The following is a 25263-nucleotide window of genomic DNA, read 5'->3' as shown; positions in this document are numbered from 1 at the left end:
CGCCCCCTCCTACTCGATCAAAAATATTGCTTAACATTCTTGTTGCATTCGTAGGGCTGTTTCGATATAATATTGACTGTTGGTCTGTGACGTTGCGATGATGCGGGAGGTTGCCGACACACCCGGCCCCTTTGCCATGGGAGGGCAGTCGGGGTATTCTCGCGGAGTATGTCCGATTACAAAATTGGGCGATAGAAGGAGGGACTTATATGGCAAAGCAAAAGATTCGTATCCGGTTGAAGGCGTACGATCACAGAATTCTTGACCAGTCCGCGGAGAAAATCGTGGAGACCGCAAAGCGTTCCGGCGCAGGCGTATCCGGTCCGATTCCGCTTCCGACGGAAAAGCAAATCATCACCATTCTCCGTGCGGTGCACAAGTATAAGGATTCGCGCGAGCAATTCGAAATGCGGACGCACAAACGTCTGATCGACATTGTCAACCCGACTCCGCAAACGGTGGATGCGCTGATGCGGCTGGACCTGCCGTCCGGTGTAGATATCGAAATCAAATTGTAATTCCGGCATGATATCCGCTGAGGATCAAGTCGAGAGGAAAGGAAAAGAGGTGTCAACATGAAAGGTATCTTAGGGAAAAAGCTTGGGATGACGCAAGTATTTTCGCCGGAAGGCAACGTGATCCCGGTAACGGTGATCGAAGCCGGCCCTTGTGTCGTTCTTCAGAAGAAAGACCTTGAGAACGACGGCTACGAAGCGGTTCAGCTCGGTTTTTCGGATAAAAAAGAAAAGAACGCAACCAAGCCGGAAATCGGCCATGCGAAAAAGCGGGTTCCGCACCTAAGCGCTACGTTCGCGAAATTCGCGGAGTCAATCTCTCCGAATACGAGGTTGGCCAAGAAGTGAAAGCCGACATTTTCTCGGCTGGGGAATTTGTTGACGTAACGGGGATTTCCAAAGGCAAAGGCTTTGCCGGCGTAATCAAACGTTGGGGACAAAGCCGCGGTCCGATGGCGCACGGCTCCCGTTACCATCGCGGACCGGGTTCGATGGGCTCCATTCAGGCGAACCGCGTGCCGAAAGGCAAACATTTGCCGGGCCATATGGGTCATGAAACGGTTACCATTCAGAAGCTCGAAATCATCCGCGTAGATGCCGAACGGAATGTCATTCTCGTTAAAGGTTCCGTTCCGGGGCCGAAGAACGGTTTTGTCAAAGTCAAACAATCGGTGAAATCCTAATTGTCCGAAGAAAGGAGGACTCAAAATGCCTAAAGTGGCAGTATTCAATGTGAGCGGCTCCCAAGTGGGAGAGGTTGAATTGTCCGATGCGGTTTTCGGAATCCAGCCGAACGTTCATGTATTGCATAGCGCAGTTGTTCTGCAGCAAGCGGCTGAGCGTCAAGGTACGCACAAGACGAAAGGGCGCTCCGAAGTAAGAGGCGGCGGCCGCAAGCCTTGGAAACAGAAAGGAACCGGTCGTGCCCGTCAAGGTTCGATCCGCGCTCCGCAATGGGTAGGCGGCGGTACGGTATTCGGACCGACTCCGCGCAGCTACGGTTTCAAGCTTCCGAAGAAGGTTCGCCGACTGGCAATCAAATCGGCGCTTTCTTCCAAAGTGATCGACAACGAAATTATCGTGCTCGATCAATTGACGATGGCTCAGCCGAAAACGAAAGAGTTCAGCGCGATTCTGAACAATTTGAAAGCCGACCGCAAAGCGCTGGTCGTCACGGCCGAATACAACGACAACGTGGCACTGTCCGCCCGCAACATACCGGGAGTTAAGTTCGTGGCGGCCGACGGCATTAACGTTCTCGACGTATTGGCTCACGACAAGCTGATCATTACGAAAGAGGCGGTCGAGAAAGTCCAGGAGGTGCTTGCGTAATGAAAAATCCTCGTGATATTATCAAGCGCCCGGTCATCACGGAACGGTCTACCGAGTTCATGGCTGCAAAACGCTATGTATTCGAAGTCGATATCCGTGCCAACAAAACGCAAATTAAAGACGCAGTCGAGCAAATCTTCAAAGTGAAGGTTGCGAGCGTCAATACGATGCGCGTACCGGCGAAGCTGAAACGCTACGGCCGTTACAGCGGATATACGCCCGAATGGAAAAAGGCGATCGTGCAACTGACGCCTGAAAGCAAGGAACTCGAATTTTTGAATCGGTATAACCTGACGTTCTGAAGATAGGAGGGAATCGAAGTGCCAGTTAAGAAGTACAAACCGACATCTCCGGCACGTCGTGCGATGTCCGTTTCGACGTTTGAAGAAATTACGACAAGCACCCCGGAGAAATCGTTGCTGGCTCCTTTGCACAAGAAGGCCGGCCGCAACAACCAAGGCAAAATTACGGTTCGCCATCACGGCGGCGGACATAAACGCAAATACCGCATCATCGACTTTAAACGGAACAAGGACGGAATTCCCGGCAAAGTCGCTTCGATCGAATACGATCCGAACCGGACATCGAACATCGCGCTCATCCATTACGCGGATGGCGAGAAGCGCTACATTATCGCGCCGAAAGGTCTGAACGTAGGCGATCAAGTCATGTCCGGGGAAAACGCGGACATTAAAGTCGGCAACGCGCTGCCGCTCGAATTCATTCCGGTCGGCACCATTATCCACAATATCGAGATGAAGCCCGGCAAAGGCGGACAACTTGTGCGCGCCGCTGGTACGGAAGCTCAGCTTCTCGGTAAAGAGGATAACTATGCCGTTGTTCGTCTGTCTTCCGGCGAAGTGCGTCGCATTCTGAAAAATGCCGCGCTACGATCGGTACGGTAGGTAACGGCGACCATGAGCTGGTGAAAATCGGTAAGGCGGGCCGGTCCCGTTGGCTCGGCAAACGTCCGGTAGTGCGCGGTGTCGTCATGAACCCGAACGACCACCCGCACGGCGGTGGCGAAGGTCGTGCGCCGATCGGTCGCAAATCGCCGATGTCTCCTTGGGGCAAGCCGACGCTTGGCTACAAAACCCGCAAAAAGAAAAAAGCATCGAGCAAGTATATTATTCGTCGTCGCACGAAGTAATAATTGCTTGAAACGATTGGCGTGACGATTGTCGCGCTACTACGTTCGGTGAAGGGAGGAACACCAATGGGTCGCAGTTTGAAGAAAGGGCCGTTTGTCGACGGCTACCTGCTGAAAAAAGTTGAGGATCTGAACGCAGCCAACAAAAAGTGGTTATCAAAACGTGGTCCCGGCGCTCGACCATTTTCCCGCAGTTTGTCGGACATACTTTCGCTGTTTATGACGGCCGCAAGCATGTGCCGGTCTACATTACGGAAGATATGGTCGGCCACAAGCTGGGCGAATTCGCGCCGACGCGGACTTACAAAGGCCACACCGACGACGACAAGAAAACGGGCAGAAGATAATTTTGCCCTTGCTGAATTTCTCTGACTGAGAGGAGGTTCTAGAGCATGCAAGAAGCTAAAGCTAGTGCGAATTTCGTCCGCATCGCGCCTCGCAAAGCGCAGCTGGTCGTCGATTTGATTCGCGGCAAGAAAGTGGGCGAAGCGATTGCGATTTTGCGCCATACGCCGAAGGCGGCTTCCCCGATCGTCGAGAAGCTTCTGAACTCTGCGATCGCCAATGCCGAGCATAACTACCAGCTGGACGTGAACAAGCTGGTCATTACGCAAGCCTATGTGAACCAAGGTCCGACGATGAAACGTTTCCGTCCCCGTGCGATGGGCCGTGCCAGCCGGATCAACAAGCGGACCAGCCATATTACATTGGTGGTATCTGAAAAATAAGGAGGGATAACGTGTGGGTCAAAAGGTAAACCCGGTCGGACTTCGTATCGGCATCATCCGGGACTGGGAGTCCAAATGGTACGCCGGCAAAGATTTCGGAGATCTTCTGCTGGAAGACGTGAAAATTCGTGAATTTCTGAAAGGCAAACTGAAAGACGCGGCGGTTTCCCGCATCGAAATTGAGCGTGCGGCGAATCGCGTCAACGTGACGATTCATACCGCCAAGCCCGGCATGGTTATCGGCAAGGGCGGCTCCGAAGTGGAAAACCTGCGGAACGAGCTAACCAAGCTGACGAAGGGCAAAAAAGTGCACATCAACATTTCGGAAATCAAGCAGGCCGATTTGGACGCCATTCTCGTGGCGGAAAGCATCGCGCAGCAGCTTGAACGCCGCATCTCGTTCCGCCGCGCCATGAAGCAGGCGATTCAACGGACGATGCGCGCAGGAGCGAAAGGAATTAAAACCAGCGTCAGCGGACGTCTCGGCGGCGCTGAAATCGCCCGTACGGAAGGATATAGCGAAGGCACCGTGCCGCTGCACACGCTGCGTGCCGACATTGACTACGGTACGGCGGAAGCGCACACCACTTACGGCCGTATCGGCGTCAAAGTGTGGATCTATCGCGGAGAAGTCCTTCCGGCGAAGAAGAAAGCGGCTCAGGAAGGAGGCAACTAATCATGTTGGTACCTAAACGTGTGAAATACCGCAAAGAGCATCGCGGCAAGATGAAAGGCCGCGCCAAAGGCGGCGTCGAAGTGAACTTCGGCGAATACGGTCTGCAGGCGCTCGAACCGGCCTGGATTACGAACCGCCAGATCGAAGCGGCACGGATCGCCATGACCCGTTACATCCGCCGGGGCGGTAAAGTATGGATCAAAATTTTCCCGTCCAAGCCGATTACCCAAAAGCCTCTTGAAGTACGGATGGGTTCCGGTAAAGGTAACGTGGAGAAATGGGTCGCTGTCGTCAAGCCGGGCAAAGTGCTGTTCGAGCTTGCCGGCGTATCGGAAGAAATCGCTCGCGAAGCGATGCGTCTCGCGTCCCACAAACTCCCGATCAAGACGAAGTTCGTGAAACGCGAAGAAGTGGGTGGTGAAGCAAATGAAAGCTAATGATTTTCGCAACCTGACCACTGCCGAGATCGAACAGAAAATTGCCGGGTTCAAGGAAGAGCTCTTCAACCTTCGTTTCCAGCTGGCCACCGGCCAATTGGATAAGCCGACCCGTATACGCGACGTACGGAAAGAAATTGCTCGTGCCAAAACCGTATTGCGTGAAAGGGAACTTGGAATAACCAGTTAACGTGACGGTTACGCAAACGAGAAACGAAATCCCCGGTTCCAGGAAGGAGGAAGAACATGAGCGAGCGCAATAACCGCAAAGTTCAAATCGGCAGAGTCGTCAGCGACAAAATGGACAAGACGATTGTCGTGGCGGTCGAAACGTACAAAAAGCACAGCTTGTACCACAAGCGGATCAAATATACGAAAAAATTCAAGGCGCATGACGAGAACAACCAGGCCAAAATTGGCGATGTCGTCAAAATTATGGAAACTCGTCCGCTTTCCAAAGACAAACGTTATCGGCTCGTAGAAATCGTGGAAGAAGCGATTGTTCTTTAACAACTATGCCTCGGGCATTTTTTCTGAAAGGAGGACGTTCACATGATTCAACCGTTTACGCGTCTGACAGTTGCCGACAACTCCGGCGCCAAGGAATTGATGTGCATTCGTGTTCTGGGCGGAATGGGACGCCGTGTCGGTCATATCGGCGACCTGATCGTATGCTCCGTCAAACAAGCAACACCCGGTGGCGTTGTCAAAAAGGGTGACGTTGTCAAAGCGGTTATCGTTCGCACGAAGCGTCCGGTTCGCCGGAAAGACGGTTCCTACATTTCGTTCGACGAGAATGCCGCCGTCGTTGTCAAAGAAGACAAGAGCCCTCGCGGCACCCGTATTTTCGGACCGGTAGCCCGTGAGCTCCGCGATAAAGATTTCATGAAAATCATTTCGCTCGCACCGGAAGTTATTTAATGCGGCTCGAGCGCGAACCAGCTTGCAGACGCGCAAGCATGCAGGAGGTGTAATCCATGCCAAGGCTGAAGAAAGTACTCGAATCTCATAATAATAAGCTGCACGTCAAGAAGGACGACACGGTTATCGTGATCAGCGGGAAAGACAAAGGCAAAAAAGGCCGCGTCATCGCCGCGTATCCGCGTGAAAACCGCGTGCTGGTCGAAGGTGTAAATCTGGTGAAGAAGCATACCCGTCCTTCCCAGCAAAATCCGCAAGGCGGAATTGTCGAGCAGGAAGCGCCGATTCATGTATCGAACGTCATGCACGTCGATCCGAAGAGCGGCAAAGTAACGCGTATCGGTTATAAAGTGCTCGATAATGGCAAGAAAGTCCGGGTAGCGAAACGCTCCGGCGAGGTTATCGATTAATCGTCCGACGGAAAGGAGGTTCGACAACTATGGGAAATCGAATGAAAGATCGTTATTTGAATGAAATTACTCCTGCTCTGATGCAGAAGTTCAATTATACGACGGTCATGCAAGTGCCGAAAGTCGAGAAAGTCGTCATCAACATGGGGGTTGGCGAAGCGGTGGCCAATTCCAAAGTGCTGGATTCGGCTGTGGAAGACCTTCGCCTGATCGCCGGCCAGAAGCCGGTCGTCACCCGCGCGAAAAAATCGATCGCAGGCTTCAAGCTTCGCGAAAACATGCCGATCGGCGTGAAAGTAACGCTTCGCGGCGACCGTATGTATTACTTCCTCGACAAGCTGTTTAACATTGCATTGCCTCGCGTTCGCGACTTCCGCGGCGTATCGACGAAGGCGTTCGACGGTCGCGGCAACTATACGCTCGGCTTGAAAGAACAGCTGATCTTCCCGGAGATCGATTACGATAAAGTTGACAAAGTTCGCGGTATGGACATCGTCATCGTCACCACGGCGAAAACGGACGAGGAATCTCGTGAGCTGCTGACCCAACTGGGAATGCCGTTGCGAAGTAATCCACTAGTAGGAGGTGTTATACCCAGTGGCAAAAACTTCGATGAAAGTGAAGCAGCAACGCAAGCCGAAGTTCAAGGTACGCGCATATACGCGGTGCGAACGCTGCGGACGTCCGCATTCCGTTTGCAAAAGTTTAAAATTTGCCGGATTTGTTTCCGTGAATTGGCATACAAAGGCCAGATCCCTGGCGTTAAAAAAGCAAGCTGGTAATCAGCGTAGTTCGGGAAGGAGGTTCACACAATGGTTATGTCTGATCCGATTGCAGATATGCTGACCCGCATTCGGAACGCGAATGTCGTGCGTCACGAAGTCGTGGAAATGCCCGCCTCTAAAGTGAAGAAGCAAATCGCCGAAATTTTGAAGCGCGAGGGCTTCATTCGCGACGCGGAGTTCATCGACGACAATAAACAAGGGATCATCCGTATTTTCCTGAAATACGGCTCGAACAACGAACGCGTCATTACCGGCCTGAAACGCATCAGCAAGCCCGGTCTGCGCGTTTATGCGAAGGTCAATGAAATTCCGCGCGTGCTCGGCGGTCTCGGGATCGCGATTATTTCCACGTCGCAAGGGATTATGACCGACAAAGAAGCCCGTCAGGTGAAATCCGGCGGCGAAGTGCTTTGCTACGTATGGTAACAAACAAGTTATGACGATTGGAGGTGTCAGGTGTGTCCCGTATTGGTCGTAAACCGATCCAAATCCCCAGTGGTGTAAGCATTACCCTGGACAACGGTGTTATTACAGTGAAAGGACCGAAAGGTACGCTTTCCCGCGAGCTTCATAAAGATATGAAGGTTAACGTTGCGGAAAATGAAGTGACGGTCGAGCGTCCTTCCGACAATAAATTGCATCGCTCCTTGCATGGCACGACTCGCAGCATTATCGCGAACATGGTGAACGGCGTAACGGAAGGCTATGCGAAATCTCTCGAGCTCGTAGGCGTCGGTTACCGCGCTCAGAAGTCCGGAGACAAAGTGGTGCTGAACGTGGGATACTCCCACCCGGTAGAGATTGTTCCGGAAAAAGGCATTGAGTTCGAGCTTCCTTCCAACACGAAAATTGTCGTCAAAGGCATCGACAAGGAACTTGTCGGCGCTACAGCGGCGAAAATCCGCGCCGTACGCGAGCCCGAACCTTACAAAGGCAAAGGGATCAAGTACGAAAACGAACGGATTATCCGTAAGGAAGGCAAGGCCGGCAAGAAGAAATAAGATCGGTTAAATGCGGCATAAAGCGATTGGAAAGGAGGACATCCGTCAATGATTACGAAAGGCGACAAAAATAAAGCCCGTCTGAAACGGCATCTGCGGGTCCGCAAAAAATTAGCGGAACGGCCGAACGTCCCCGTCTGTCCGTTTTTCGTTCCGGCAAGCATATGTACGCACAGGTAATTGACGATGTGAAGGGTGTAACGCTGGTTTCCGCTTCTACACTCGACAAAGAGCTGAAATCGTCCATCAGCAACGGCGGCAACGTCGAAGCGGCCCGTAAAGTAGGCGACCTGATTGCGAAGCGTGCGAAAGAAAAAGGTGTGGAGAAAGTAGTCTTCGACCGCGGCGGCTATTTGTACCACGGCAGAATTCAGGCGCTTGCCGATGCGGCGCGCGAAGCGGGCCTGGATTTCTGATCGATTTCATCTATAAGGAGGGTAAACGACTTGCGTGTAGATCCGAATACGTTAGAACTGACTGAAAAAGTGGTCCACATCAACCGCGTGGCGAAAGTTGTAAAAGGCGGACGCCGCTTCAGCTTTAGCGCGCTTGTTGTGGTCGGCGACGGCAAAGGCTATGTCGGCGCAGGGATCGGCAAAGCGTCGGAAGTGCCGGACGCGATCCGCAAAGGCATCGAAGACGCCAAGAAAAATTTGATCCACGTTCCGCTCGTCGGCACGACGATTCCGCACCAGGTAATTGGACACTTTGGCGCGGGCCGCGTATTGCTGAAGCCTGCTTCGGAAGGTACCGGTGTCATTGCAGGCGGTCCCGTACGCGCGGTTCTCGAACTGGCCGGCGTAGGCGACATTCTGACCAAATCGCTCGGTTCTTCCAATTCGTTGAATATGGTTAATGCGACGCTTGAAGGGCTTTCCCGCCTGAAGCGTGCGGAAGATGTAGCCAAGCTCCGCGGCAAAACCGTAGAAGAGCTTCTGGGTTAAGGAGGGGTAGACGATGGCCAAATTGCAAATTACGCTCGTGCGCAGCCTGATCGGCCGCAACGAGAAACAGCGCGCAACCGTCGCTTCGCTTGGCCTCCGTAAACTGAACCAGACCGTCGTGCTGAACGACACTCCCGCAATTCGCGGCATGGTCAAAGTGGTCGGGCATATGGTTAAAGTTGAAGAAGTATAAACAACGATGAAAGTTACGTTACGGCGAAACTTTGAAGGAGGTGCAACGAACGATGAAATTGCATGAGCTGAGTCCTGCACCGGGTTCCCGGAAGGAAAGAAAACGCGTTGGCCGGGGAATCGGCAGCGGCAACGGCAAAACGTCGGGCCGCGGTCATAAAGGTCAAAATGCACGCTCCGGCGGCGGCGTTCGCCCGGGATTCGAGGGTGGACAAAATCCGCTGTACCGTCGTTTGCCGAAGCGCGGGTTCAACAACCCGTTCCGCAAAGAGTACGCGATTGTGAATATCGAACAGCTGAACGGCTTTGAAGCAGGTACGGAAGTGACGCCTGAAGTTCTGCTGGAGCAAGGGATCGTTAAAAACCCGCTTAGCGGCATCAAGATTCTGGGCAACGGCGAATTGAAAGTTCAACTTACGGTCAAAGCAAGCAAGTTCTCTCAATCTGCGGTAGAGAAAATTGAGGCTGCCGGCGGTAAAACCGAGGTGATCTAATGTTCAAAACCTTGTCCAACATATGGAAAGTGGAAGACCTTCGCAAGAGGATCCTTTTTACACTTTTCATCTTGCTGATTTACCGCATCGGCTCCTTTATCCCGGTACCGAACATCAACAAGGAAGTATTTAAACAAGTCGATCAGCAGGGCGCGGACATCTTCGGCCTGCTGAACACGTTCTCCGGCGGAGCGCTGTTTCAGTTTTCGATTTTCGCCATCGGGATTATGCCGTATATTACGGCGTCCATCATTGTGCAGCTGCTTACGATGGACGTCATCCCGAAATTCGCGGAATGGGCGAAAGAAGGCGAGATCGGCAAGCGCAAGCTGGCGCAAGTTACCCGTTACGGCACGATCGTGCTCGGCTTGATTCAGGGTTTTGCGACCGCCATCGGTTTTAACCACTCCTACCAGTATGAGATGGTTATCGATCCGTCGTTCGCAACGTATCTGATGATTGCCATTATCCTGACAGCGGGGACCGCCTTCCTGATGTGGCTCGGGGAGCAGATAACCGAGAAAGGGATCGGCAACGGAATCTCGATTCTGATCTTTGCGGGTATTGTCGCCGGGATTCCGGGGCAAATTCGGACGATTTATGCCGATCAGTTCGTTGACGCGGAAGGTCAGTTGTTTTTGCACATTCTGAAGGTGATCGTCATCGCGCTGGTCATTTTGGCCATTATCGTCGGCGTCATCTTCGTACAGCAGGGCATCCGTAAAATTCCGGTCCAATACGCCAAGCGCGTCGTCGGACGGAAAATGTACGGCGGCCAATCGACTCATATTCCGTTGAAAGTGAACAGCGCGGGCGTCATTCCGGTTATCTTCGCGTCGTCGCTGCTGATGTTCCCGGTCACGATCGCGAACTTCTGGTCGCATCAGGCCTGGGCAACGTGGATTATCAACAACCTGTATTATGACCAGCCGCTTGGCATGGTAATATACGTGCTGTTGATTATCGCCTTCACTTTCTTCTATACTTTTGTACAGATCAACCCCGTTCAGATGGCGGACCAGATGAAGAAGAACGGCGGCTATATTCCGGGCATCCGGCCGGGCAAGCCGACATCGACTTATCTGACCCGCGTCATGACGAGAATTACGCTCGCGGGCGCGATTTTCCTGGCCGCGATCTCGATTCTTCCGGTATTTTTCAGCTCGCTGGCGGGTCTGCCGCAGTCGGTTGCCCTTGGCGGCACATCGCTGCTGATCGTCGTCGGCGTCGCGCTGGATACGATGAAGCAAATCGAGACCCAGCTGATCAAGCGCCATTACAAAGGGTTTATCAATAAATAAGAACAGGTTCCAACCGGGCTTCGGAACATCGCTCCCGATGTGCCGGACCCGACCGAGCCTCGTTCGAATCTAAGAAAGTATAAATGCCGGTTGTACTTTAATCTTAGATTTCATCCGCGAAACGTAACTTGCCTGTCCGAGACGGCAAGAACGTTTACGCTTGTTAAAGCGAGGAACACGCAAATGAACATTCTTTTCATGGGGCCTCCGGGAGCCGGTAAGGGCACGCAGGCTGAGCGAATCGTGGACGAATTCTCCATACCGCATATCTCGACGGGCGATGCGTTTCGCCTTGCGATGAAGCAGGGGACTCCGCTCGGACAGAAAGCGAAGGAATTCGTCGATCAGGGACTGCTTGTTCCTGACGAGATTACGAACGGGATCGTTCGGGAACGGCTCGGGCAGGACGACTGCGCCGCCGGATTCCTGCTGGACGGATTTCCTCGCACGCTGCAGCAAGCCGAAGCGCTTGACGGCATGCTGGCGGAGATGGGACGTAAAATCGATCACGTTATCAACCTGAAGGTTGACCGCAGCTTGCTGCTGGCCCGACTGACGGGGCGCCGGATATGCAAATCGTGCGGATCGACCTATCACGTGATGTTCAATCCGCCGGAGCGGGAAGGCATTTGCGACAAGTGCGGCGGAGAACTGTACCAGCGTTCGGACGATACGGAAGAGAAAGTCGGCACGCGGCTTGACGAATATATTTCGAAGACCGCGCCGCTTCTCGATTATTACAGCAAACGGGGGCTTCTTCGCGAAGTCGACGGGGAACAGGAAATCGACGCGGTGACTGCCGCCATATCATCCTGCCTGCGAGGTTCACTGTAATGATTATTTGCAAGTCCGAAGCTGAACTGCGATACATGAGGGAAGCCGGGCGCATCGTGGCGGAGACGCATCGCCTGATGGCGCAGGCAATCCGGCCGGGCATTACGACCCTGGAGCTGGATCATATCGCCGAAACGTACATTCGCAGTCAGGGAGCCGTACCATCCTTTAAAGGCTACAATCAATTTCCTGGCAGCATATGCACTTCTGTCAACAATGAGTTGGTACACGGTATTCCCGGTTCGCGCAAGCTGAATGAAGGCGACATTATCAGTATCGACATCGGCGCGCAGTACGAAGGCTACCATGGCGATTCGGCATGGACCTACGGTGTCGGCCAAATTTCCGCCGAAGCGCAGCGGCTGCTCGATGTAACCGAACAATCGCTGTATGCGGGACTTGCGCTGGTGAAGCCCGATGTTCGGCTGTTTACCATATCGCATGCCATTCAGAAAGTGGTGGAAGAAGCCGGTATGTCGGTCGTCCGGGAATATGTCGGTCACGGAATTGGGGCCGAGCTGCATGAGGAACCCCAAATTCCGAACTACGGCATACCGGATCGGGGACCGCGGCTTAAACCCGGCATGGTGCTTGCCATCGAACCGATGGTGAACCTTGGAGAGCGGTATGTTCGCACGCTGGAAGACAACTGGACGGTTGTGACGGTAGACGGTTCGTTGTGCGCGCATTTCGAGCACACGGTTGCCGTAACGGAAGACGGCTGCGAAATACTGACCCGGATCAGGGAATAGGCGAGTGATCGAAAGTGGAGACAGTTCCGCAAATCGGCCAGATCGTCAAAGTGCTCCGCGGCAAGGGAGAAGGCGAGTATGCCGTTGTGATCGGCATCATCGACGCCAGAACTGTTCTGATTGCCGACGGCGGCAAGCGCCGCTTTGACCGGCCGAAGAAGAAGAACGTTCTGCATCTCGAGCTACAACCGTTCATCAGCCCGGAGGTTGCGGGCAGCATGTCCGAAACCGGCAGGGTAACCAATGCCAAACTGCGTTATGCGATTCAGAAGTATATGCAAGCGAAAGGAGAATGACAGTGGCCAAGGAAGACGTCATTGAGGTCGAAGGTACGGTCATTGAGCCGCTGCCCAATGCCATGTTCAGGGTGGAACTGGAGAATGGGCATCAAATTCTCGCCCACGTATCCGGCAAACTCCGTATGCATTTTATCCGGATATTGACCGGTGACCGCGTGGTCATCCAGTTATCGCCTTACGATCTGACAAAAGGGCGTATCACCTATCGGAAGTAGGCCGACATTAGGCCGAGCGGAAGAAGGATTTGGGAGGTAATCACAATGAAGGTCAGACCTTCGGTTAAGCCGATTTGCGAAAAATGCAAAGTGATCCGTCGCAAAGGCAACGTGATGGTCATTTGTGAAAATCCGAAGCATAAACAAAACAAGGATAAAGGAGGGACATCCACCTATGGCACGTATTGCAGGCGTTGACTTGCCCCGCGACAAACGGGTCGAAGTCGCACTCCAATATATTTTTGGCATCGGCAAACGACGGCTCAGAAAATTTTGAGCGCAACCGGCGTAAACCCCGATACCCGCGTTCGCGACCTGACGGAAGACGAAGTGAGCAAACTCCGCGACACGATCGACAAAACGGTTAAAGTGGAAGGCGATCTTCGCCGCGAAATTTCGCTCAATATCAAACGTCTGATCGAAATCGGCTGCTATCGCGGCATCCGCCACCGTCGCGGCCTGCCTGTGCGCGGTCAACGGACGAAAACGAATGCCCGCACGCGCAAAGGCCCTCGCCGGACTGTAGCGAACAAGAAAAAATAATAAGGGGTGATTATCGAAAATGGCAAAACCGAAAAAAGTGGTACGCACCAAGCGTCGTGACCGCAAAAATATTGAAAACGGCGTAGCGCATATCCGCTCGACGTTCAACAATACGATCGTGACCATCACGGACCCTCACGGGAATGCGATTTCCTGGGCAAGCTCCGGCAATCTCGGTTTCAAAGGCTCCCGCAAAAGCACGCCTTTTGCTGCTCAGATGGCAGCGGAAGCGGCTGCCAAAGCGGCGATGGAGCACGGGATGAAAACCGTCGAAGTTATGGTCAAAGGTCCGGGTTCGGGCCGCGAAGCCGCTATCCGTTCGCTCCAGGCCGCCGGTCTTGAAGTGAACCTCATCAAGGACGTTACGCCGGTTCCGCACAACGGCTGCCGTCCGCCGAAACGTCGTCGTGTGTAGTTCGCCCCATTGTGGTATCAAATAACTGCAACTTGTGAATAATGGTTGTGAAGGTTTGGCATACTACAAGGTTTTCGACCTTATGTACGGAGCGACGTTTTGAAGGAGGGTTATTTAGTGATAGAGATCGAAAAGCCGAAAATCGAAACCGTAGAGATCAGTGAAGAAGGCACCTACGGACGTTTCGTGGTCGAACCGCTGGAACGCGGGTATGGCACGACGCTCGGTAATTCGCTTCGCCGGATATTGCTGTCGTCACTGCCAGGGGCTGCGGTAACCTCGGTTCAAATCGACGGCGTGCTTCACGAATTCTCCACGGTTCCAGGGGTCATCGAGGATGTGACCGAGATTATCCTGAACCTCAAGAGCCTTTCGTTGAAAATCCACTCCGACGAAGAGAAGGTGCTGGAAATCGATGCGGAAGGCGAAGGGGTCGTAACGGCGGGCGACATTCGCGCGGATAGCGACGTCGAGATTTTGAGCCCTGATCTTCATATCGCGACCTTGGCCTCCGGTGCACGGCTCCATATGCGGATTTTCGCCAATCGGGGACGCGGCTACGTGCAAGCGGACCGCAACAAGAAGGAAGACCAGCCGATCGGCGTCATACCCGTAGATTCGATTTACACGCCCATTACCCGTGTCAATTACAGCGTCGAAAATACTCGCGTCGGCCAGGTGACCAACTACGACAAGCTGACCCTTGAAGTGTGGACCGATGGCAGTATACGGCCGGAAGAGGCGGTAAGCCTCGGCGCTAAAATTTTGACCGAGCATTTGGACCTGTTCGTCGGATTGACCGATGAAGCCAAAGACGCGGAAATCATGGTCGAGAAGGAAGAGGACAAGAAAGAGAAAGTGCTCGAGATGACGATCGAGGAGCTTGATCTTTCCGTCCGTTCGTATAACTGCTTGAAACGTGCAGGCATCAATACCGTGCAAGAGCTGATTACGAAGACCGAAGAGGATATGATGAAGGTGCGGAACCTCGGTCGGAAATCGCTCGAAGAAGTCCAGGAGAAGCTGGAAGAGCTCGGACTGAGCCTGCGCATGGAAGAGTAGCAAAGTCTTTAGGCATGTGCTTACGAAGCGGCTTTGCTTCGCAAAGTTTCAAGCATATGCTTACGAAGCGACTTTGCTTCGCAAAGTTTTAGGAGGTGAAACAACATGGCATATCAAAAGCTGGGCCGTGACTCGAGCGCACGGAAAGCACTGTTCCGTGATCTCGTAACCGACCTGTTCCTCTATGAGCGCATCCAGACGACGGAAGCCAAAGCGAAAGAGGTTCGCTCCATCGCAGAAAAACTGATCACGCTGGCGAAGCGCGGTGACTTGCACGCCCGTCGTCAAGTTGCGGCATTCGTGCGTCGCGAGACGATCGATGGAGAGCAGGACGCCATTCAGAAGCTCTTCTCCGAATTGGCCACCCGTTACTCGGAACGTGCGGGCGGATACACGCGGATTCTGAAACTGGGACCTCGCCGTGGCGATTCGGCACCCATGGTATATTTGGAACTGGTGGATCGTGCGTAAGGAGTATGAGAAAGGGTGGACCTTCGAGGCCACCTTTTTTTCATTTGGAGGGAAGACGTGAGGCCGCGGCTTTCCGCATTTCCTTCCCTCCGGCTTCCGGCGAACGGGGCTTGCGCCCAGGAGGTGAATTCGGAATGAACATTGCGATGACTGTCAGCTATGACGGTACGAGCTATTACGGATTTCAAACTCAGCCGTACGGCAATACGGTACAGGATATTTTGGAGGCCGGCATACGTTCCTTGACCGGCGAAGAAGAGCTGCGCATTACCGGATCGGGACGAACCGACGCGGGCGTTCACGCGCACGGCCAAGTGTTCAACTTTCATACGGCCTCGCGCATACCGGTCGAGCGCTGGGCATTGGCGCTGAACAGCCGGTTGCCGGATGATATCGTCGTTCGCGACGCCGCCCGCGTCCCCGACGATTTCCATGCCCGCCGTTCGGCCAAACGCAAAACGTACCGGTACACGATCGATTGCGGCAAGTTTCCGGATGTGTTCGCACGCCATTACCGTTTTCATCATCCGACCCCGCTGGACCGCGCGGCTATGCGCGAAGCGCTCCGGCATTTCGTCGGCGAGCATGATTTCACTTCATTCGCCTCCAAACATTCGACCCAACCGAGCCATGTGCGGACGATTTACGAAGCGGAGCTTGTCGAGGAAGGATCCGTTATTCATCTTTTTATAACGGGAAACGGTTTTCTGTACAATATGGTTCGCATCATCGCAGGAACGGTTATCCTGGTCGGAGAAGGAAAAATGCGGCCCGATGCGATCCCGGATATTCTGGCTGCGAAAGACCGGAACATGGCGGGACCTACGGCTATGGCGCACGGTTTGACATTGTGGAGGGTTCAGTACGAAGAGTATGCGCCGGAATTGTAAGGGCAATCGCGAAGCGGGCGAAAACGGCTTAAAAAGTGGGGAAAACCCGCATAAAGACAGGGGAAATCGCTTGCGCTTCTTTGCGCTTTATAGTAGAATATAACTTGTGCTTTCTTAGTGGCTTTCCCACGGCCCCGACTAAGCAAGCCTGCTGATTTGAAGAAAATGGAACGGAAACGTCGAACGTTTCTTTTATAAAAAACGACTACAGTGCAAATGAATTGAAGGAGGATCATCCATGCGTACCACTTATATGGCCAAGCCAGGCGAAGTTGAGCGCAAATGGTACATCATCGATGCCGCCGGCAAGACGCTCGGCCGTTTGGCTAGCGAAGCGGCCTCGCTCATTCGCGGCAAACATAAGCCGCAATTTACCCCGCATGTTGACACGGGCGATTTTGTCATTATTGTCAATGCCGATAAGATCGTATTGACCGGCAAGAAGCTGCAAAACAAAATGTACTATCGTCACTCCCTCTATCCGGGCGGATTGAAAGTGACTCCGGCTCAAGACATGCTGAAGAAGAAACCGGAACGGATGGTTGAGCTTGCCGTTCACGGCATGCTGCCGAAAACCGTTTGGGCGAAAAAATGAAGCTCAAGCTGAAAGTCTACGCCGGTCCGGAACATCCGCATCAAGCACAAAACCCGGAAGTTTACGAACTTCGCGGTTAATAAAGGGAGGACAGTTTCATGGCTCAAGTTCAATACTATGGAACCGGTCGCCGCAAACACTCCGTAGCACGCGTACGCCTTGTGCCGGGTGAAGGGCGAATTACTGTAAATAAACGCGACTTGAATGACTATTTCGGTCTGGAGACGCTGAAGCTTATCGTGAAGCAGCCGTTGACGCTGACGGATACGCTCAACAAGTACGATGTTATCGTTCTTGCGCATGGCGGCGGCATCTCCGGGCAAGCGGGAGCCATCCGTCACGGCATTGCCCGCGCATTGCTGAAAGCAGATCCGGAATTCCGTCCCGCGCTGAAACGCGCAGGCTTCCTGACGCGCGATCCGCGCATGAAAGAACGGAAAAATACGGTCTCAAAGCGGCACGCCGCGCTCCCCAATTCTCGAAACGTTAAGACGGACGCAGAGTACCTTTTCCGATTTTATTCGGAGAAGGTACTTTTCTTTTTGGGCTGCATAAACCGGTATAAGTTAACAAATAACCACTTTAGGATTGAACATTCCCGCCATACGTTTTATAATCAAATGTAATGCTGATCATTTTACTTGGAATTAACGGAGGTACGTGATGAATTTATTTGAAAAGGAAGCGCTCGTGAAGCGGAAAGCGGAGGAGCTGGAATCGGCGACTGTTGAAGAGATTATTCGATATGCAGCGGAAACGTTTCCGAAAATTACGTTCGCATGCAGCTTTGGCGCAGAGGACGTCGTATTGGTCGATATCATTCATAAAGTGGCGCCGCAAATCGACGTTTTTTATTTGGACACCGATTTTCACTTCGCCGAAACGTACGAGACGCGCGACCGCATCGTCGAGCGATATCCGAATATCCGTTTTATACAGGTGAAGCCTAAGCTGACGCCGGAGGAGCAAGCCCGCGAACACGGAGAAGAGCTGTGGAAGCGCGATCCGAACAGCTGCTGCAACATCCGCAAAGTCGAGCCGCTTACCCGCATTCTGGCGCAATACGAAGCCTGGGTTACCGGCATTCGCCGCGATCAGGCGCCGACCCGGGCCAACGCGAAAAAGATCGAGTACGATACGAAATTCGGCCTGATCAAATTTAATCCGCTGGCAAGCTGGACATCGGAGGACGTGTGGAATTATATCCGCGAACATGACGTCATTTACAATCCGCTTCACGACCGCAATTATCCGAGCATCGGCTGTGAGCATTGCACAAGGCCGGTCATGCCGGGCGAAGATCCGCGGGCGGGACGCTGGGCCGGAACGGATAAAACCGAATGCGGATTGCATAAATAAGGAGGATCAATCGAATGAGCAGCATTTTGCCGCATGGCGGTGTACTGATCAACCGGGTGGCCGAAGGAGCGGAGCGGGAAGAGCTTCTCAAGCAATCCCGTTCTTTGAACGCCATTACGATCGACGCGTGGACGATATCGGACCTCGATCTGATCGGGGTCGGCGCATTCTCGCCGCTGACCGGTTTTATGAACGAAGCGGATTACCGTTCCGTCGTCGATACGATGCGTCTTGCCGACGGCACGGTATGGAGCATTCCGATTACGCTGGCCGTTGACGAAGGGCAAGCTTCCGGGCTTAAGCTTGGAGAGAAGGCGGCGCTCGTCGGAGAAGACGGCACGGTGTACGGCGTTATTGCAATCGAAAGTATTTACAAGGCCGATCAGAGCGTGGAAGCGGTTCGGGTGTTCAAAACCGACGATCCGGCGCATCCCGGCGTTCAGAAGCTGTATTCGCGTCCGTCCACTTATGTCGGCGGTCCGGTGACGGTGTTGAACCGGCCGAAGCCCGAACGGTTCGAAGAGTTTTACTTCGATCCGGCGGAGACGCGCCGGATTTTCGCCGAGAAAGGCTGGAAGACGGTCGTCGGCTTCCAGACGCGCAATCCGGTGCACCGCGCGCATGAATATATCCAGAAGAGCGCCATGGAAATCGTCGATGCGCTGTTTCTCAATCCGCTTGTCGGGGAGACCAAGTCCGACGACGTTCCGGCGGATGTCCGGATGAGGAGCTATCTTGCCCTGCTCGAAAATTATTATCCCCGGGATCGCGTGTTTCTCGGCGTGTTCCCCGCCGCCATGCGCTATGCGGGGCCGCGCGAAGCGATCTTCCATGCGATTGTCCGCAAAAACTACGGATGCACCCATTTCATCGTCGGCCGCGACCATGCCGGCGTCGGCGATTATTACGGCACGTATGAGGCGCAGGATTTGCTGCGTTCGATTCCGGCCGAAGACCTCGGCATTACGCCGCTCTATTTCGAGCATAGCTTTTTCTGCACGAAATGCGGCAACATGGCGACAAGCAAGACATGCCCGCACGGCAAAGAGGACCATCTCCACCTGTCGGGCACGAAGGTCCGCGCCATGCTGCGCGACGGCATCTGTCCGCCGCCGGAGTTTTCCCGTCCGGAAGTGGCGCGCATCCTGATCGAAGGAATGGCGGAGCAGCCGGTGTCCTGAACGGACAAACCGGGCGAAGGAAATGACGCAAGTTCCGCACATGGAGGTTCGCCGCACACATATTTGACCACCTCGTCCCATATAGTGTACAAGAGCGGCATGCCGGTCCGATCCCGCATGCCGCTTCCAATATCACGCGGGACGAGGTGGTCTTTTCGTGCGCAGATTCAATCGGCGGGTTGTCGTTTGGTTGAACTACAAAGGGGCGCTGCGCATCGTTGCCGGCGTGTCGATGGTCTTGATAACGGCGCTGCTGCTGACGCAGGAAATGCCGGTTTCCCGGACATGGACCTACTGGACGCTGCCGCTTTCGGGCAAAACGATTGCGATCGATGCGGGGCACGGGGGGTCGACGGAGGAGCCGTCAGCAAGCAGGGCGTAATCGAGAAAGATTTGAATCTGGCGATTGCGCTCTATCTGCGCGATTATTTGCAGCAAGCCGGCGCGATCGTCGTCATGACCCGCGAAACGGACAACGATCTGGCGGATACGGCAACCCGGCCCATCGCGAAACGAAAAACGGAGGATCTGCTGAAGCGCGTACAGTTCGTAAAGGAGCATGACGCGAATATGCTCGTCAGCATTCATATGAACAGTATGCCGTCGGCCCGTTGGAAAGGGGCGCAAACCTTTTATTATCCGAACCATCCGGATAACCGTTTGTTGGCCACTCTTATCCAGGAAGAAATAAAACGGAATCTGGAAAATACGAACCGGGTGGCGTCCAAGGTCAATACGGTCTATTTGCTCAGGGCGCTGGACGATATCCCGGCCGCGCTCGTGGAGGTAGGCTTCCTGTCCAATCCGGGGGAAGCCGAGCGGCTCGCCGATGCTGAATACCAGCGGCAGGTAGCGGCATCGATTTATCAGGGCATTCTCCGGTACAGCGCGGGAGAGAAGCTCGAGCCGGATCCGCCTGCGCAGCCGTAGCCGACTTTCGGTCCGAGCAGCGAAAATTATGGTATAATGTCCGGTATGGAAGAACATTATACGGGACGCCCTGTACATGGTGCCGAAAAATAAAAGGTGGGAATAGCCGATTATGTTAACCCGAGAGCAAGTGCTGGAAGCTGTCCGGCCATGGACGGAAGGGAAGCGGGATGCGCTGCAGATTCGCGATGTCGTCGTGAAGGCCCGTCAAGTGTCGATGACGGTGCTGCACCCTGCCGGCGCGGAGCAAGCGCCGCTGGAGGCGGCGCTGCGTGAAGCGCTCGCGCGCGAAGGGGCCGAAACCGTTCATATCCGGTTTCGGCCCCTGGAGGCGGCTGCGCCGAAAGCGAGCGGGCCGCAAAGCGCCGCGGGCGCAGCCGCCGGAGCCGGCCCCGTCAAAGGCCATGGGGCCGGCCTGAACTCGCCGTTGCTCGATCCCGCCAACGGCGTGCGGTTCATTGCCGTCGCCAGCGGCAAAGGCGGCGTCGGCAAGTCTACGGTGACCGTTAATCTGGCGGTCGCCCTGGCGAGGAGAGGGAAGCGCGTCGGACTGATCGACGCCGACATTTACGGCTTCAGCGTGCCCGACATGATGGGCATTGAGGAGCGGCCCGAAGTGGTGAACGACCGCGTCATTCCGATCGAAAATTCGGCGTCAAAGTCATATCGATGGGCTTCTTTGTCGAAGACAACAGTCCTGTCGTCTGGCGCGGTCCGATGCTCGGCAAAATGCTGCGCAATTTCTTCTCGGAAATCGAATGGGGCGAGCTTGATTATGTGCTGCTCGATCTTCCTCCGGGCACGGGCGACATTGCGCTGGACGTGCATCAGATGATTCCGCAAAGCGAGGAAATTATCGTCACCACGCCGCATGCGACAGCGGCGTTCGTCGCGGCGCGGGCGGGCGCTATGGCGCTTCATGTCGGCCACCGCATCATCGGCGTCGTGGAGAATATGGCGTATTCCGTTTGCAGCCATTGCGGAGAGCGGGAATACCCGTTCGGACGCGGAGGCGGCGGGCGGCTGGCGGAGACGCTGCATACCGAATTGCTTGCGCAAATTCCGCTGGGGTCGCCGGATAATCATCCGTCCGAACCCGATTTCTCCCCGTCGGTTTTCAAAGCCGATACGCCGGTCGGGGCGATGTACCTGGAGATGGCCGATCGTATTTTGGCCAGTGCCGACAGCAAAAATTAAACGACAGCAACCCGGCCGCGCCTATGGCGTTGCCGGGTTGCTGCCGTCAGGGCTAGCCGGAGTTGCTTTCCCCACCGCTACTGTCTTCGTTTCCGCCGTCTTCGCTCTCGCCGCCTTCTCCGCCACCCTGCTGCTTGTCGATTTTTCCATAGGCTTCGGCTTCAATTCCTCCTGAACGGCTTTCTTCAACAGCTCAAGCATTTCCAAGCGAAAGATCGGATTTTGCAACGATTCCTGCATTATCGTCATGACTTGCGCCCGATATTGCGAGCTTTGCAGAACATCCAGAATCATCCGTTCCATTTCGGGAGCTTTCATGACCTGAACGAGTGCCTGCCGGTATGTCGGATCCTTCAACAGATCTTTATGAATTTGTTTATTGTCCTTATTGACCGCTTTGGCAAATTCGCCGGCGAATCGGGGATCGGTCATCAATTTTGAATAACGGTATTGTAATCCTGCGATACGAGCACTTCCTTAACCGCCAAACGCACTTGCTCCTGGTCCTGAACCGAGAGGATCCTGGACGTACTTCCGCCGCCGCCAGACGGCAAAGCCGACTCCTGCAGCGCCTTTTGCGCATCTTCGGTTTTGAGAATATCGATTACCATCGATTTCATGTCCTTGTAGCTTATCGATTCCCCTCCGCCAGACGACGGTTCGGAGCCGCATCCGCCGAGTGCGAGCGACATGACAGCCGTCAGAACCAATAATGTCCATCGGTTGCGCATGATACGCTGTTCTCCCTTCCGGCCGGTCGGCATTTGCCTCGCGGCCAAGCTTTTTCGTGCTTATAGTATGCGTTGCGGTTCACTCGATTATCATCGGTACGCATAGCATTTTGCTGTGAACGTGGTAAAATAAAGGGTGATGTGAAGGAGGGCGTTCAGACGTGAATTTGAAACGATGGTTTTTTCTGTTTTGGAGCTGTATGCTCATTGGCGCTGCCGTATCGATTACAGTTGGTTTGATGATGCAATGGACGGATCAGTCCTTCGGTTTCATGGGACTTGAAGCGACCGGGTTTAACGCGCTGATGATGGGGCTTGCCGGTCTGCTGATCGGCGCTTTCAGCCAAATGGGCTTTTTCGCCTATTTGTCCTTGAATTATGTCGCCCTTGGCGTACTGCGGCGCCAATATTTGTGGAACGCGCTGCAAGCCTATACAACGGTTTTCGCTTTGTTCGTTCTCGGTTATATATTGTATATGGACCGGGGCAACCTGAACGGATGGATGTTTTGGGCGCTTCCGCTTGCTCTGGCCGCGGCATCATGGCTTGTCGCCTTCGTCAAAGTAAAAAAGACGAACGCAACTGCATTCGTCCCGACGATGTTTCTGATGGTGGTCGTCACTTCGCTCGAAGCCTGGCCGGCCATTCGCGGAGACAGCAACGCCGCAGCGATCGTATTTATGATGGCGCCGTTGTTCGTGTGCAATGCGTACCAAATTTTAATGCTGCATCGTCTTGTCGCGAGCAAAACAGCCGAATCCGCCGCAAAAGCGGAATCGACTGTGTAGGCGCCGCAGGTTCAGAACACGGGAACCTGATTCGCTGATGTCGGTCTGTCCTGAACGGGCTTGCCGTTTGCTTCGGTTTGCGCCAGCAGTTCCGATACGGTGACGAACTCGTAGCCTTCGGCCCGCAGTTTCTCGATGATGACCGGCAGCGCTTCGTGCGTTTGGCGTACCGTATCGCTTGCGTGCATTAAAATAATGTCGCCGTTATGAGCGCGGCTGACGACCCGATTTATAATTTTGTCCGTCCCGATATTCATCCAGTCCATCGAATCGGTATCCCACTGAATGACTTTGTAATTCAATTCTTCTGCGATACGCAGCACCCGTTTGTCAAAATCGCCGTTCGGCAGCCGGATTAAATTGGGCGCCTTGCCGGTTACGTTCGTGAGGATTGAATGGGCGGTCTGAATCTGGTTCCGAATTTCATCATCCTCCAATTTGCTGTAATTGTCGTGCTTGTGGCCGTGGCTTCCGATTTCAAATCCGGCGTCGACGATATTTTTGACAATATCGGGATGGGACTGGCTCCATGGCGCCGAGAGGAAAAAGGTCGCTTTTTTGACGTTGTTTTCGAGCAGAATGTCAATAATCGGCTCGGCCCGTTTCTCCCCCCAGCTAATGTCGAACGTAAGCGCCAGCATTTTTTGTCGGTCGGCACACTGTAGATGGCGGCGGGTTGGGGCGGGGCGAATACGGTAATGTTGTCCCGTTCGGCGTAGACGACGCCGGCAGAGAAAACGAGCCCCATCACAATCAAAAATACCTTTTGATTTTGCGGCCGTTCATGACGTAAAATAATTCATCCGACGGGCACTCCTTTCCGAAATGAAAGCTTGTTCTAGTACAATCTATGCTCGTGCTTGAAACTTATTCATGCCTGTCTATTTCTTACCGAGGGAGGACGCCATGTTTCGATGGTCAGAAGTGATGGATCATTTCCGGAAGATGAGAAGATATATCGCTTTCGGATTTGTTTTGTTCTTTGCCGGCGTCGTCGTCGGGGGAACGAATCCTTCGTTCGAGCAATTTATCGAAGGGCAGATTGAAGGATTGCGGCAGATTGCGACTACGGTCGAGAGAACGCCCAACCCAGCTTTATCGATGTTTGTCATTATTTTTCTCAACAATGCGATCAAATCGATTATGGTTATGTACCTTGGCGTTTTTTTCGGTTTGTTCCCGCTCATGTTTCTTATCGTCAACGGGATGGTGATCGGCTATTTCATCAATCATATGGCGGTTACGCAAGGATGGGGATTTGCGGCGGAAACGATCGCCAAAGGAATATTGCCGCATGGCATTATTGAAATTCCTGCCATTATTATCGCATCGGCTTACGGATTGAAGTTCGGAACGCTCGCGCTCCGCTTGCTCGGCGCCGCCTTTACCCGCAACGGACCGGCTGTGCTTCGGGAGACGGAAGTTTTTGTGAAAAAGACGGTTCCGTTAATGGTCTGGCTGGTCGTATCGCTGCTCGCCGCGGCGGTTATTGAAACGACATTGTCGAGGTGGCTGCTGACCTTGTAATAAACTTTCCAATATTTGAGCATAACAGTAAAGCGGCGTCCAGCGCGCGTGACTCAAAGGCGCCGCTTTCGTGTCCAAGCGTTACAGCACAAGGAGGAAGACGATGGTTATGCTCGGAATATTGCTGAACGATAAAGAGTGCAAGGAACTGGATTACGTACTGCGCAAAGAACTTGACGAAATGCTGCTCGATCTGAACGACAGCCGATTGGATCGCGATATTAAGCAGTCCATCACGAAACGATACAAAATCATTTTCCGAATGTATGCGCGCTTTGCTTCCCCCAAAGAACTTTCACGCTACGCGCTGAGCAATAAAACGTATCGCTAGTATTGACAAAATCATCGTCTATATGATATATTATCACTCGCCCCGAGAGTAGACGGGGAATACGGTCGCGCCTTGAGCGTAAATTTTAAAAATTACCTCTTGCAACGACCGGTAGGGCTGTGATATATTATAAAAGTCGCCGCTGAAAACGGCGGTGAAACGAAAGCAGCATTTGTTCTTTGAAAACTGAACAACGAGCGAACTGCCCCGTCAATGAGAATTGACGGAAGCAACAATAATGAGCACAATCAACTTTA

Annotated in this window: 31 protein-coding genes and 13 pseudogenes; 41 read left to right on the top strand and 3 right to left on the bottom strand. The window is 53.6% G+C overall.

Going from position 1 to position 25263, the window contains the following annotated elements; all coding sequences use genetic code 11:
- The first annotated feature begins 209 nt into the window (after positions 1 to 209).
- The 38 genes and pseudogenes from rpsJ to salA all read left to right on the top strand — a co-directional run bounded on the left by rpsJ (position 210) and on the right by salA (position 21629).
- Positions 210 to 518 (top strand): 30S ribosomal protein S10, encoded by a 309-nt coding sequence (rpsJ, locus tag PACILC2_RS13390; protein ID WP_005544556.1) that lies wholly within the window; start codon positions 210 to 212, stop codon positions 516 to 518.
- 57 nt (positions 519 to 575) lie between these two features.
- Positions 576 to 1198: pseudogene (gene rplC / locus PACILC2_RS13385) on the top strand (50S ribosomal protein L3).
- A 25-nt stretch (positions 1199 to 1223) separates the two neighbouring features.
- Positions 1224 to 1847, top strand: coding sequence for a 50S ribosomal protein L4 (gene rplD / locus PACILC2_RS13380; RefSeq protein ID WP_062490500.1), 624 nt, complete (start codon positions 1224 to 1226; stop codon positions 1845 to 1847).
- Positions 1847 to 2149, top strand: coding sequence for a 50S ribosomal protein L23 (rplW, locus tag PACILC2_RS13375; protein WP_213529117.1), 303 nt, complete (start codon positions 1847 to 1849; stop codon positions 2147 to 2149). Before rplD ends, rplW begins: the two co-directional genes overlap by 1 nt.
- 18 nt (positions 2150 to 2167) lie before the next feature.
- A pseudogene (gene rplB, locus PACILC2_RS13370) lies at positions 2168 to 2997 on the top strand (50S ribosomal protein L2).
- Between the two features lie 66 nt (positions 2998 to 3063).
- A pseudogene (gene rpsS, locus PACILC2_RS13365) lies at positions 3064 to 3344 on the top strand (30S ribosomal protein S19).
- A 45-nt stretch (positions 3345 to 3389) separates the two neighbouring features.
- Positions 3390 to 3725 (top strand): 50S ribosomal protein L22, encoded by a 336-nt coding sequence (rplV, locus tag PACILC2_RS13360; RefSeq protein WP_062490507.1) that lies wholly within the window; start codon positions 3390 to 3392, stop codon positions 3723 to 3725.
- Positions 3726 to 3738: 13 nt separating this feature from the next.
- Complete coding sequence (gene rpsC / locus PACILC2_RS13355; RefSeq protein WP_062490509.1) at positions 3739 to 4401, top strand: 30S ribosomal protein S3; 663 nt, start codon at positions 3739 to 3741, stop codon at positions 4399 to 4401.
- Between the two features lie 2 nt (positions 4402 to 4403).
- Entirely contained in the window at positions 4404 to 4838 is a 435-nt protein-coding gene (gene rplP / locus PACILC2_RS13350) for a 50S ribosomal protein L16 (RefSeq protein WP_062490511.1), read from the top strand.
- Positions 4828 to 5028 (top strand): 50S ribosomal protein L29, encoded by a 201-nt coding sequence (gene rpmC / locus PACILC2_RS13345; protein WP_062490513.1) that lies wholly within the window; start codon positions 4828 to 4830, stop codon positions 5026 to 5028. The genes rplP and rpmC overlap by 11 nt, the downstream gene beginning before the upstream one ends.
- A gap of 56 nt (positions 5029 to 5084) precedes the next feature.
- Positions 5085 to 5348, top strand: a complete 264-nt coding sequence (rpsQ, locus tag PACILC2_RS13340) for a 30S ribosomal protein S17 (protein WP_062490515.1) — start codon at positions 5085 to 5087, stop codon at positions 5346 to 5348.
- A 42-nt stretch (positions 5349 to 5390) separates the two neighbouring features.
- The gene (gene rplN, locus PACILC2_RS13335; protein ID WP_062490517.1) at positions 5391 to 5759 is read left to right on the top strand and encodes a 50S ribosomal protein L14; all 369 of its coding nucleotides are present in this window, start codon (positions 5391 to 5393) and stop codon (positions 5757 to 5759) included.
- 56 nt (positions 5760 to 5815) lie between these two features.
- A complete protein-coding gene (gene rplX, locus PACILC2_RS13330) occupies positions 5816 to 6169 on the top strand; it encodes a 50S ribosomal protein L24 (RefSeq protein ID WP_082655037.1) in 354 nt (117 codons plus the stop codon).
- Positions 6170 to 6198: 29 nt separating this feature from the next.
- Positions 6199 to 6729: pseudogene (gene rplE / locus PACILC2_RS13325) on the top strand (50S ribosomal protein L5); the annotation flags it as partial.
- A gap of 37 nt (positions 6730 to 6766) precedes the next feature.
- Positions 6767 to 6951: pseudogene (locus PACILC2_RS13320) on the top strand (type Z 30S ribosomal protein S14).
- Positions 6952 to 6981: 30 nt separating this feature from the next.
- A complete protein-coding gene (gene rpsH, locus PACILC2_RS13315; protein WP_062490521.1) occupies positions 6982 to 7380 on the top strand; it encodes a 30S ribosomal protein S8 in 399 nt (132 codons plus the stop codon).
- Between the two features lie 32 nt (positions 7381 to 7412).
- Complete coding sequence (gene rplF, locus PACILC2_RS13310; protein ID WP_062490523.1) at positions 7413 to 7955, top strand: 50S ribosomal protein L6; 543 nt, start codon at positions 7413 to 7415, stop codon at positions 7953 to 7955.
- A 48-nt stretch (positions 7956 to 8003) separates the two neighbouring features.
- Positions 8004 to 8371: pseudogene (gene rplR / locus PACILC2_RS13305) on the top strand (50S ribosomal protein L18).
- A 30-nt stretch (positions 8372 to 8401) separates the two neighbouring features.
- A complete protein-coding gene (gene rpsE, locus PACILC2_RS13300) occupies positions 8402 to 8899 on the top strand; it encodes a 30S ribosomal protein S5 (RefSeq protein WP_062490527.1) in 498 nt (165 codons plus the stop codon).
- 13 nt (positions 8900 to 8912) lie between these two features.
- Entirely contained in the window at positions 8913 to 9092 is a 180-nt protein-coding gene (gene rpmD, locus PACILC2_RS13295) for a 50S ribosomal protein L30 (RefSeq protein ID WP_062490528.1), read from the top strand.
- Positions 9093 to 9144: 52 nt separating this feature from the next.
- Positions 9145 to 9585 carry a 50S ribosomal protein L15 gene (rplO, locus tag PACILC2_RS13290; protein WP_062490530.1) on the top strand — a complete coding sequence of 147 codons (441 nt, stop codon included), beginning with the start codon at positions 9145 to 9147 and terminating at the stop codon, positions 9583 to 9585.
- Positions 9585 to 10886, top strand: coding sequence for a preprotein translocase subunit SecY (gene secY / locus PACILC2_RS13285; RefSeq protein WP_213529116.1), 1302 nt, complete (start codon positions 9585 to 9587; stop codon positions 10884 to 10886). Before rplO ends, secY begins: the two co-directional genes overlap by 1 nt.
- A 183-nt stretch (positions 10887 to 11069) precedes the next feature.
- Positions 11070 to 11720, top strand: a complete 651-nt coding sequence (locus tag PACILC2_RS13280) for an adenylate kinase (RefSeq protein ID WP_062490534.1) — start codon at positions 11070 to 11072, stop codon at positions 11718 to 11720.
- Entirely contained in the window at positions 11720 to 12472 is a 753-nt protein-coding gene (gene map, locus PACILC2_RS13275; RefSeq protein WP_062490536.1) for a type I methionyl aminopeptidase, read from the top strand. The genes PACILC2_RS13280 and map overlap by 1 nt, the downstream gene beginning before the upstream one ends.
- Before the next feature lie 14 nt (positions 12473 to 12486).
- On the top strand, positions 12487 to 12768 hold the full coding sequence (locus PACILC2_RS13270) for a KOW domain-containing RNA-binding protein (RefSeq protein ID WP_062490538.1): 282 nt from the start codon (positions 12487 to 12489) through the stop codon (positions 12766 to 12768).
- A gap of 2 nt (positions 12769 to 12770) precedes the next feature.
- Positions 12771 to 12986, top strand: a complete 216-nt coding sequence (infA, locus tag PACILC2_RS13265) for a translation initiation factor IF-1 (RefSeq protein WP_062490539.1) — start codon at positions 12771 to 12773, stop codon at positions 12984 to 12986.
- A 45-nt stretch (positions 12987 to 13031) separates the two neighbouring features.
- Positions 13032 to 13139 (top strand): annotated as a pseudogene (gene rpmJ / locus PACILC2_RS13260) (50S ribosomal protein L36); the annotation flags it as partial.
- A 22-nt stretch (positions 13140 to 13161) separates the two neighbouring features.
- Positions 13162 to 13529 (top strand): annotated as a pseudogene (gene rpsM / locus PACILC2_RS13255) (30S ribosomal protein S13).
- A 19-nt stretch (positions 13530 to 13548) separates the two neighbouring features.
- On the top strand, positions 13549 to 13944 hold the full coding sequence (gene rpsK, locus PACILC2_RS13250) for a 30S ribosomal protein S11 (protein ID WP_062490544.1): 396 nt from the start codon (positions 13549 to 13551) through the stop codon (positions 13942 to 13944).
- Positions 13945 to 14061: 117 nt separating this feature from the next.
- Positions 14062 to 15006, top strand: a complete 945-nt coding sequence (locus PACILC2_RS13245) for a DNA-directed RNA polymerase subunit alpha (protein ID WP_062490547.1) — start codon at positions 14062 to 14064, stop codon at positions 15004 to 15006.
- A gap of 105 nt (positions 15007 to 15111) precedes the next feature.
- On the top strand, positions 15112 to 15477 hold the full coding sequence (rplQ, locus tag PACILC2_RS13240) for a 50S ribosomal protein L17 (protein ID WP_062490548.1): 366 nt from the start codon (positions 15112 to 15114) through the stop codon (positions 15475 to 15477).
- 134 nt (positions 15478 to 15611) lie between these two features.
- Positions 15612 to 16367, top strand: a complete 756-nt coding sequence (truA, locus tag PACILC2_RS13235) for a tRNA pseudouridine(38-40) synthase TruA (protein ID WP_244863485.1) — start codon at positions 15612 to 15614, stop codon at positions 16365 to 16367.
- Positions 16368 to 16605: 238 nt separating this feature from the next.
- A pseudogene (gene rplM / locus PACILC2_RS13230) lies at positions 16606 to 17042 on the top strand (50S ribosomal protein L13).
- A gap of 18 nt (positions 17043 to 17060) precedes the next feature.
- Positions 17061 to 17452 (top strand): annotated as a pseudogene (gene rpsI, locus PACILC2_RS13225) (30S ribosomal protein S9).
- A gap of 173 nt (positions 17453 to 17625) precedes the next feature.
- Positions 17626 to 18321 carry a phosphoadenylyl-sulfate reductase gene (locus PACILC2_RS13220; protein WP_213529114.1) on the top strand — a complete coding sequence of 232 codons (696 nt, stop codon included), beginning with the start codon at positions 17626 to 17628 and terminating at the stop codon, positions 18319 to 18321.
- A gap of 14 nt (positions 18322 to 18335) precedes the next feature.
- Positions 18336 to 19502 (top strand): sulfate adenylyltransferase, encoded by a 1167-nt coding sequence (gene sat, locus PACILC2_RS13215; protein ID WP_213529113.1) that lies wholly within the window; start codon positions 18336 to 18338, stop codon positions 19500 to 19502.
- A 157-nt stretch (positions 19503 to 19659) separates the two neighbouring features.
- Positions 19660 to 20432, top strand: a pseudogene (gene cwlD / locus PACILC2_RS13210) (N-acetylmuramoyl-L-alanine amidase CwlD).
- 112 nt (positions 20433 to 20544) lie between these two features.
- A pseudogene (gene salA / locus PACILC2_RS13205) lies at positions 20545 to 21629 on the top strand (iron-sulfur carrier protein/transcriptional regulator SalA).
- A 21-nt stretch (positions 21630 to 21650) separates the two neighbouring features.
- Here salA and gerD read toward each other — a convergent pair.
- Both gerD and PACILC2_RS28710 read right to left on the bottom strand, forming a co-directional pair.
- A complete protein-coding gene (gene gerD / locus PACILC2_RS28715; protein ID WP_307860583.1) occupies positions 21651 to 22061 on the bottom strand; it encodes a spore germination lipoprotein GerD in 411 nt (136 codons plus the stop codon).
- On the bottom strand, positions 22061 to 22360 hold the full coding sequence (locus tag PACILC2_RS28710) for a hypothetical protein (protein WP_307860582.1): 300 nt from the start codon (positions 22358 to 22360) through the stop codon (positions 22061 to 22063). The genes gerD and PACILC2_RS28710 overlap by 1 nt, the downstream gene beginning before the upstream one ends.
- Before the next feature lie 161 nt (positions 22361 to 22521).
- Here PACILC2_RS28710 and PACILC2_RS13190 point away from each other — a divergent pair, with 161 nt between their 5' ends.
- The gene (locus tag PACILC2_RS13190; RefSeq protein ID WP_213529110.1) at positions 22522 to 23148 is read left to right on the top strand and encodes a KinB-signaling pathway activation protein; all 627 of its coding nucleotides are present in this window, start codon (positions 22522 to 22524) and stop codon (positions 23146 to 23148) included.
- A gap of 11 nt (positions 23149 to 23159) precedes the next feature.
- Here PACILC2_RS13190 and pdaB read toward each other — a convergent pair.
- Positions 23160 to 23934, bottom strand: a pseudogene (gene pdaB, locus PACILC2_RS13185) (polysaccharide deacetylase family sporulation protein PdaB).
- Between the two features lie 120 nt (positions 23935 to 24054).
- On the opposite strand from pdaB, the gene PACILC2_RS13180 reads away from it, so the two are divergent.
- Both PACILC2_RS13180 and PACILC2_RS13175 read left to right on the top strand, forming a co-directional pair.
- Positions 24055 to 24675 (top strand): stage II sporulation protein M, encoded by a 621-nt coding sequence (locus tag PACILC2_RS13180; RefSeq protein WP_213529109.1) that lies wholly within the window; start codon positions 24055 to 24057, stop codon positions 24673 to 24675.
- 109 nt (positions 24676 to 24784) lie between these two features.
- Complete coding sequence (locus PACILC2_RS13175; protein ID WP_213529118.1) at positions 24785 to 25006, top strand: hypothetical protein; 222 nt, start codon at positions 24785 to 24787, stop codon at positions 25004 to 25006.
- Positions 25007 to 25263 lie beyond the last annotated feature (257 nt).

This window comes from Paenibacillus cisolokensis (assembly GCF_018403665.1).
Taxonomy (GTDB): Bacteria; Bacillota; Bacilli; order Paenibacillales; family Paenibacillaceae; genus Paenibacillus_AH; species Paenibacillus_AH cisolokensis.
The sequence above is the reverse complement of the archived record's forward strand: the minus strand, read 5'-3'. Positions and strand labels throughout refer to the sequence as shown.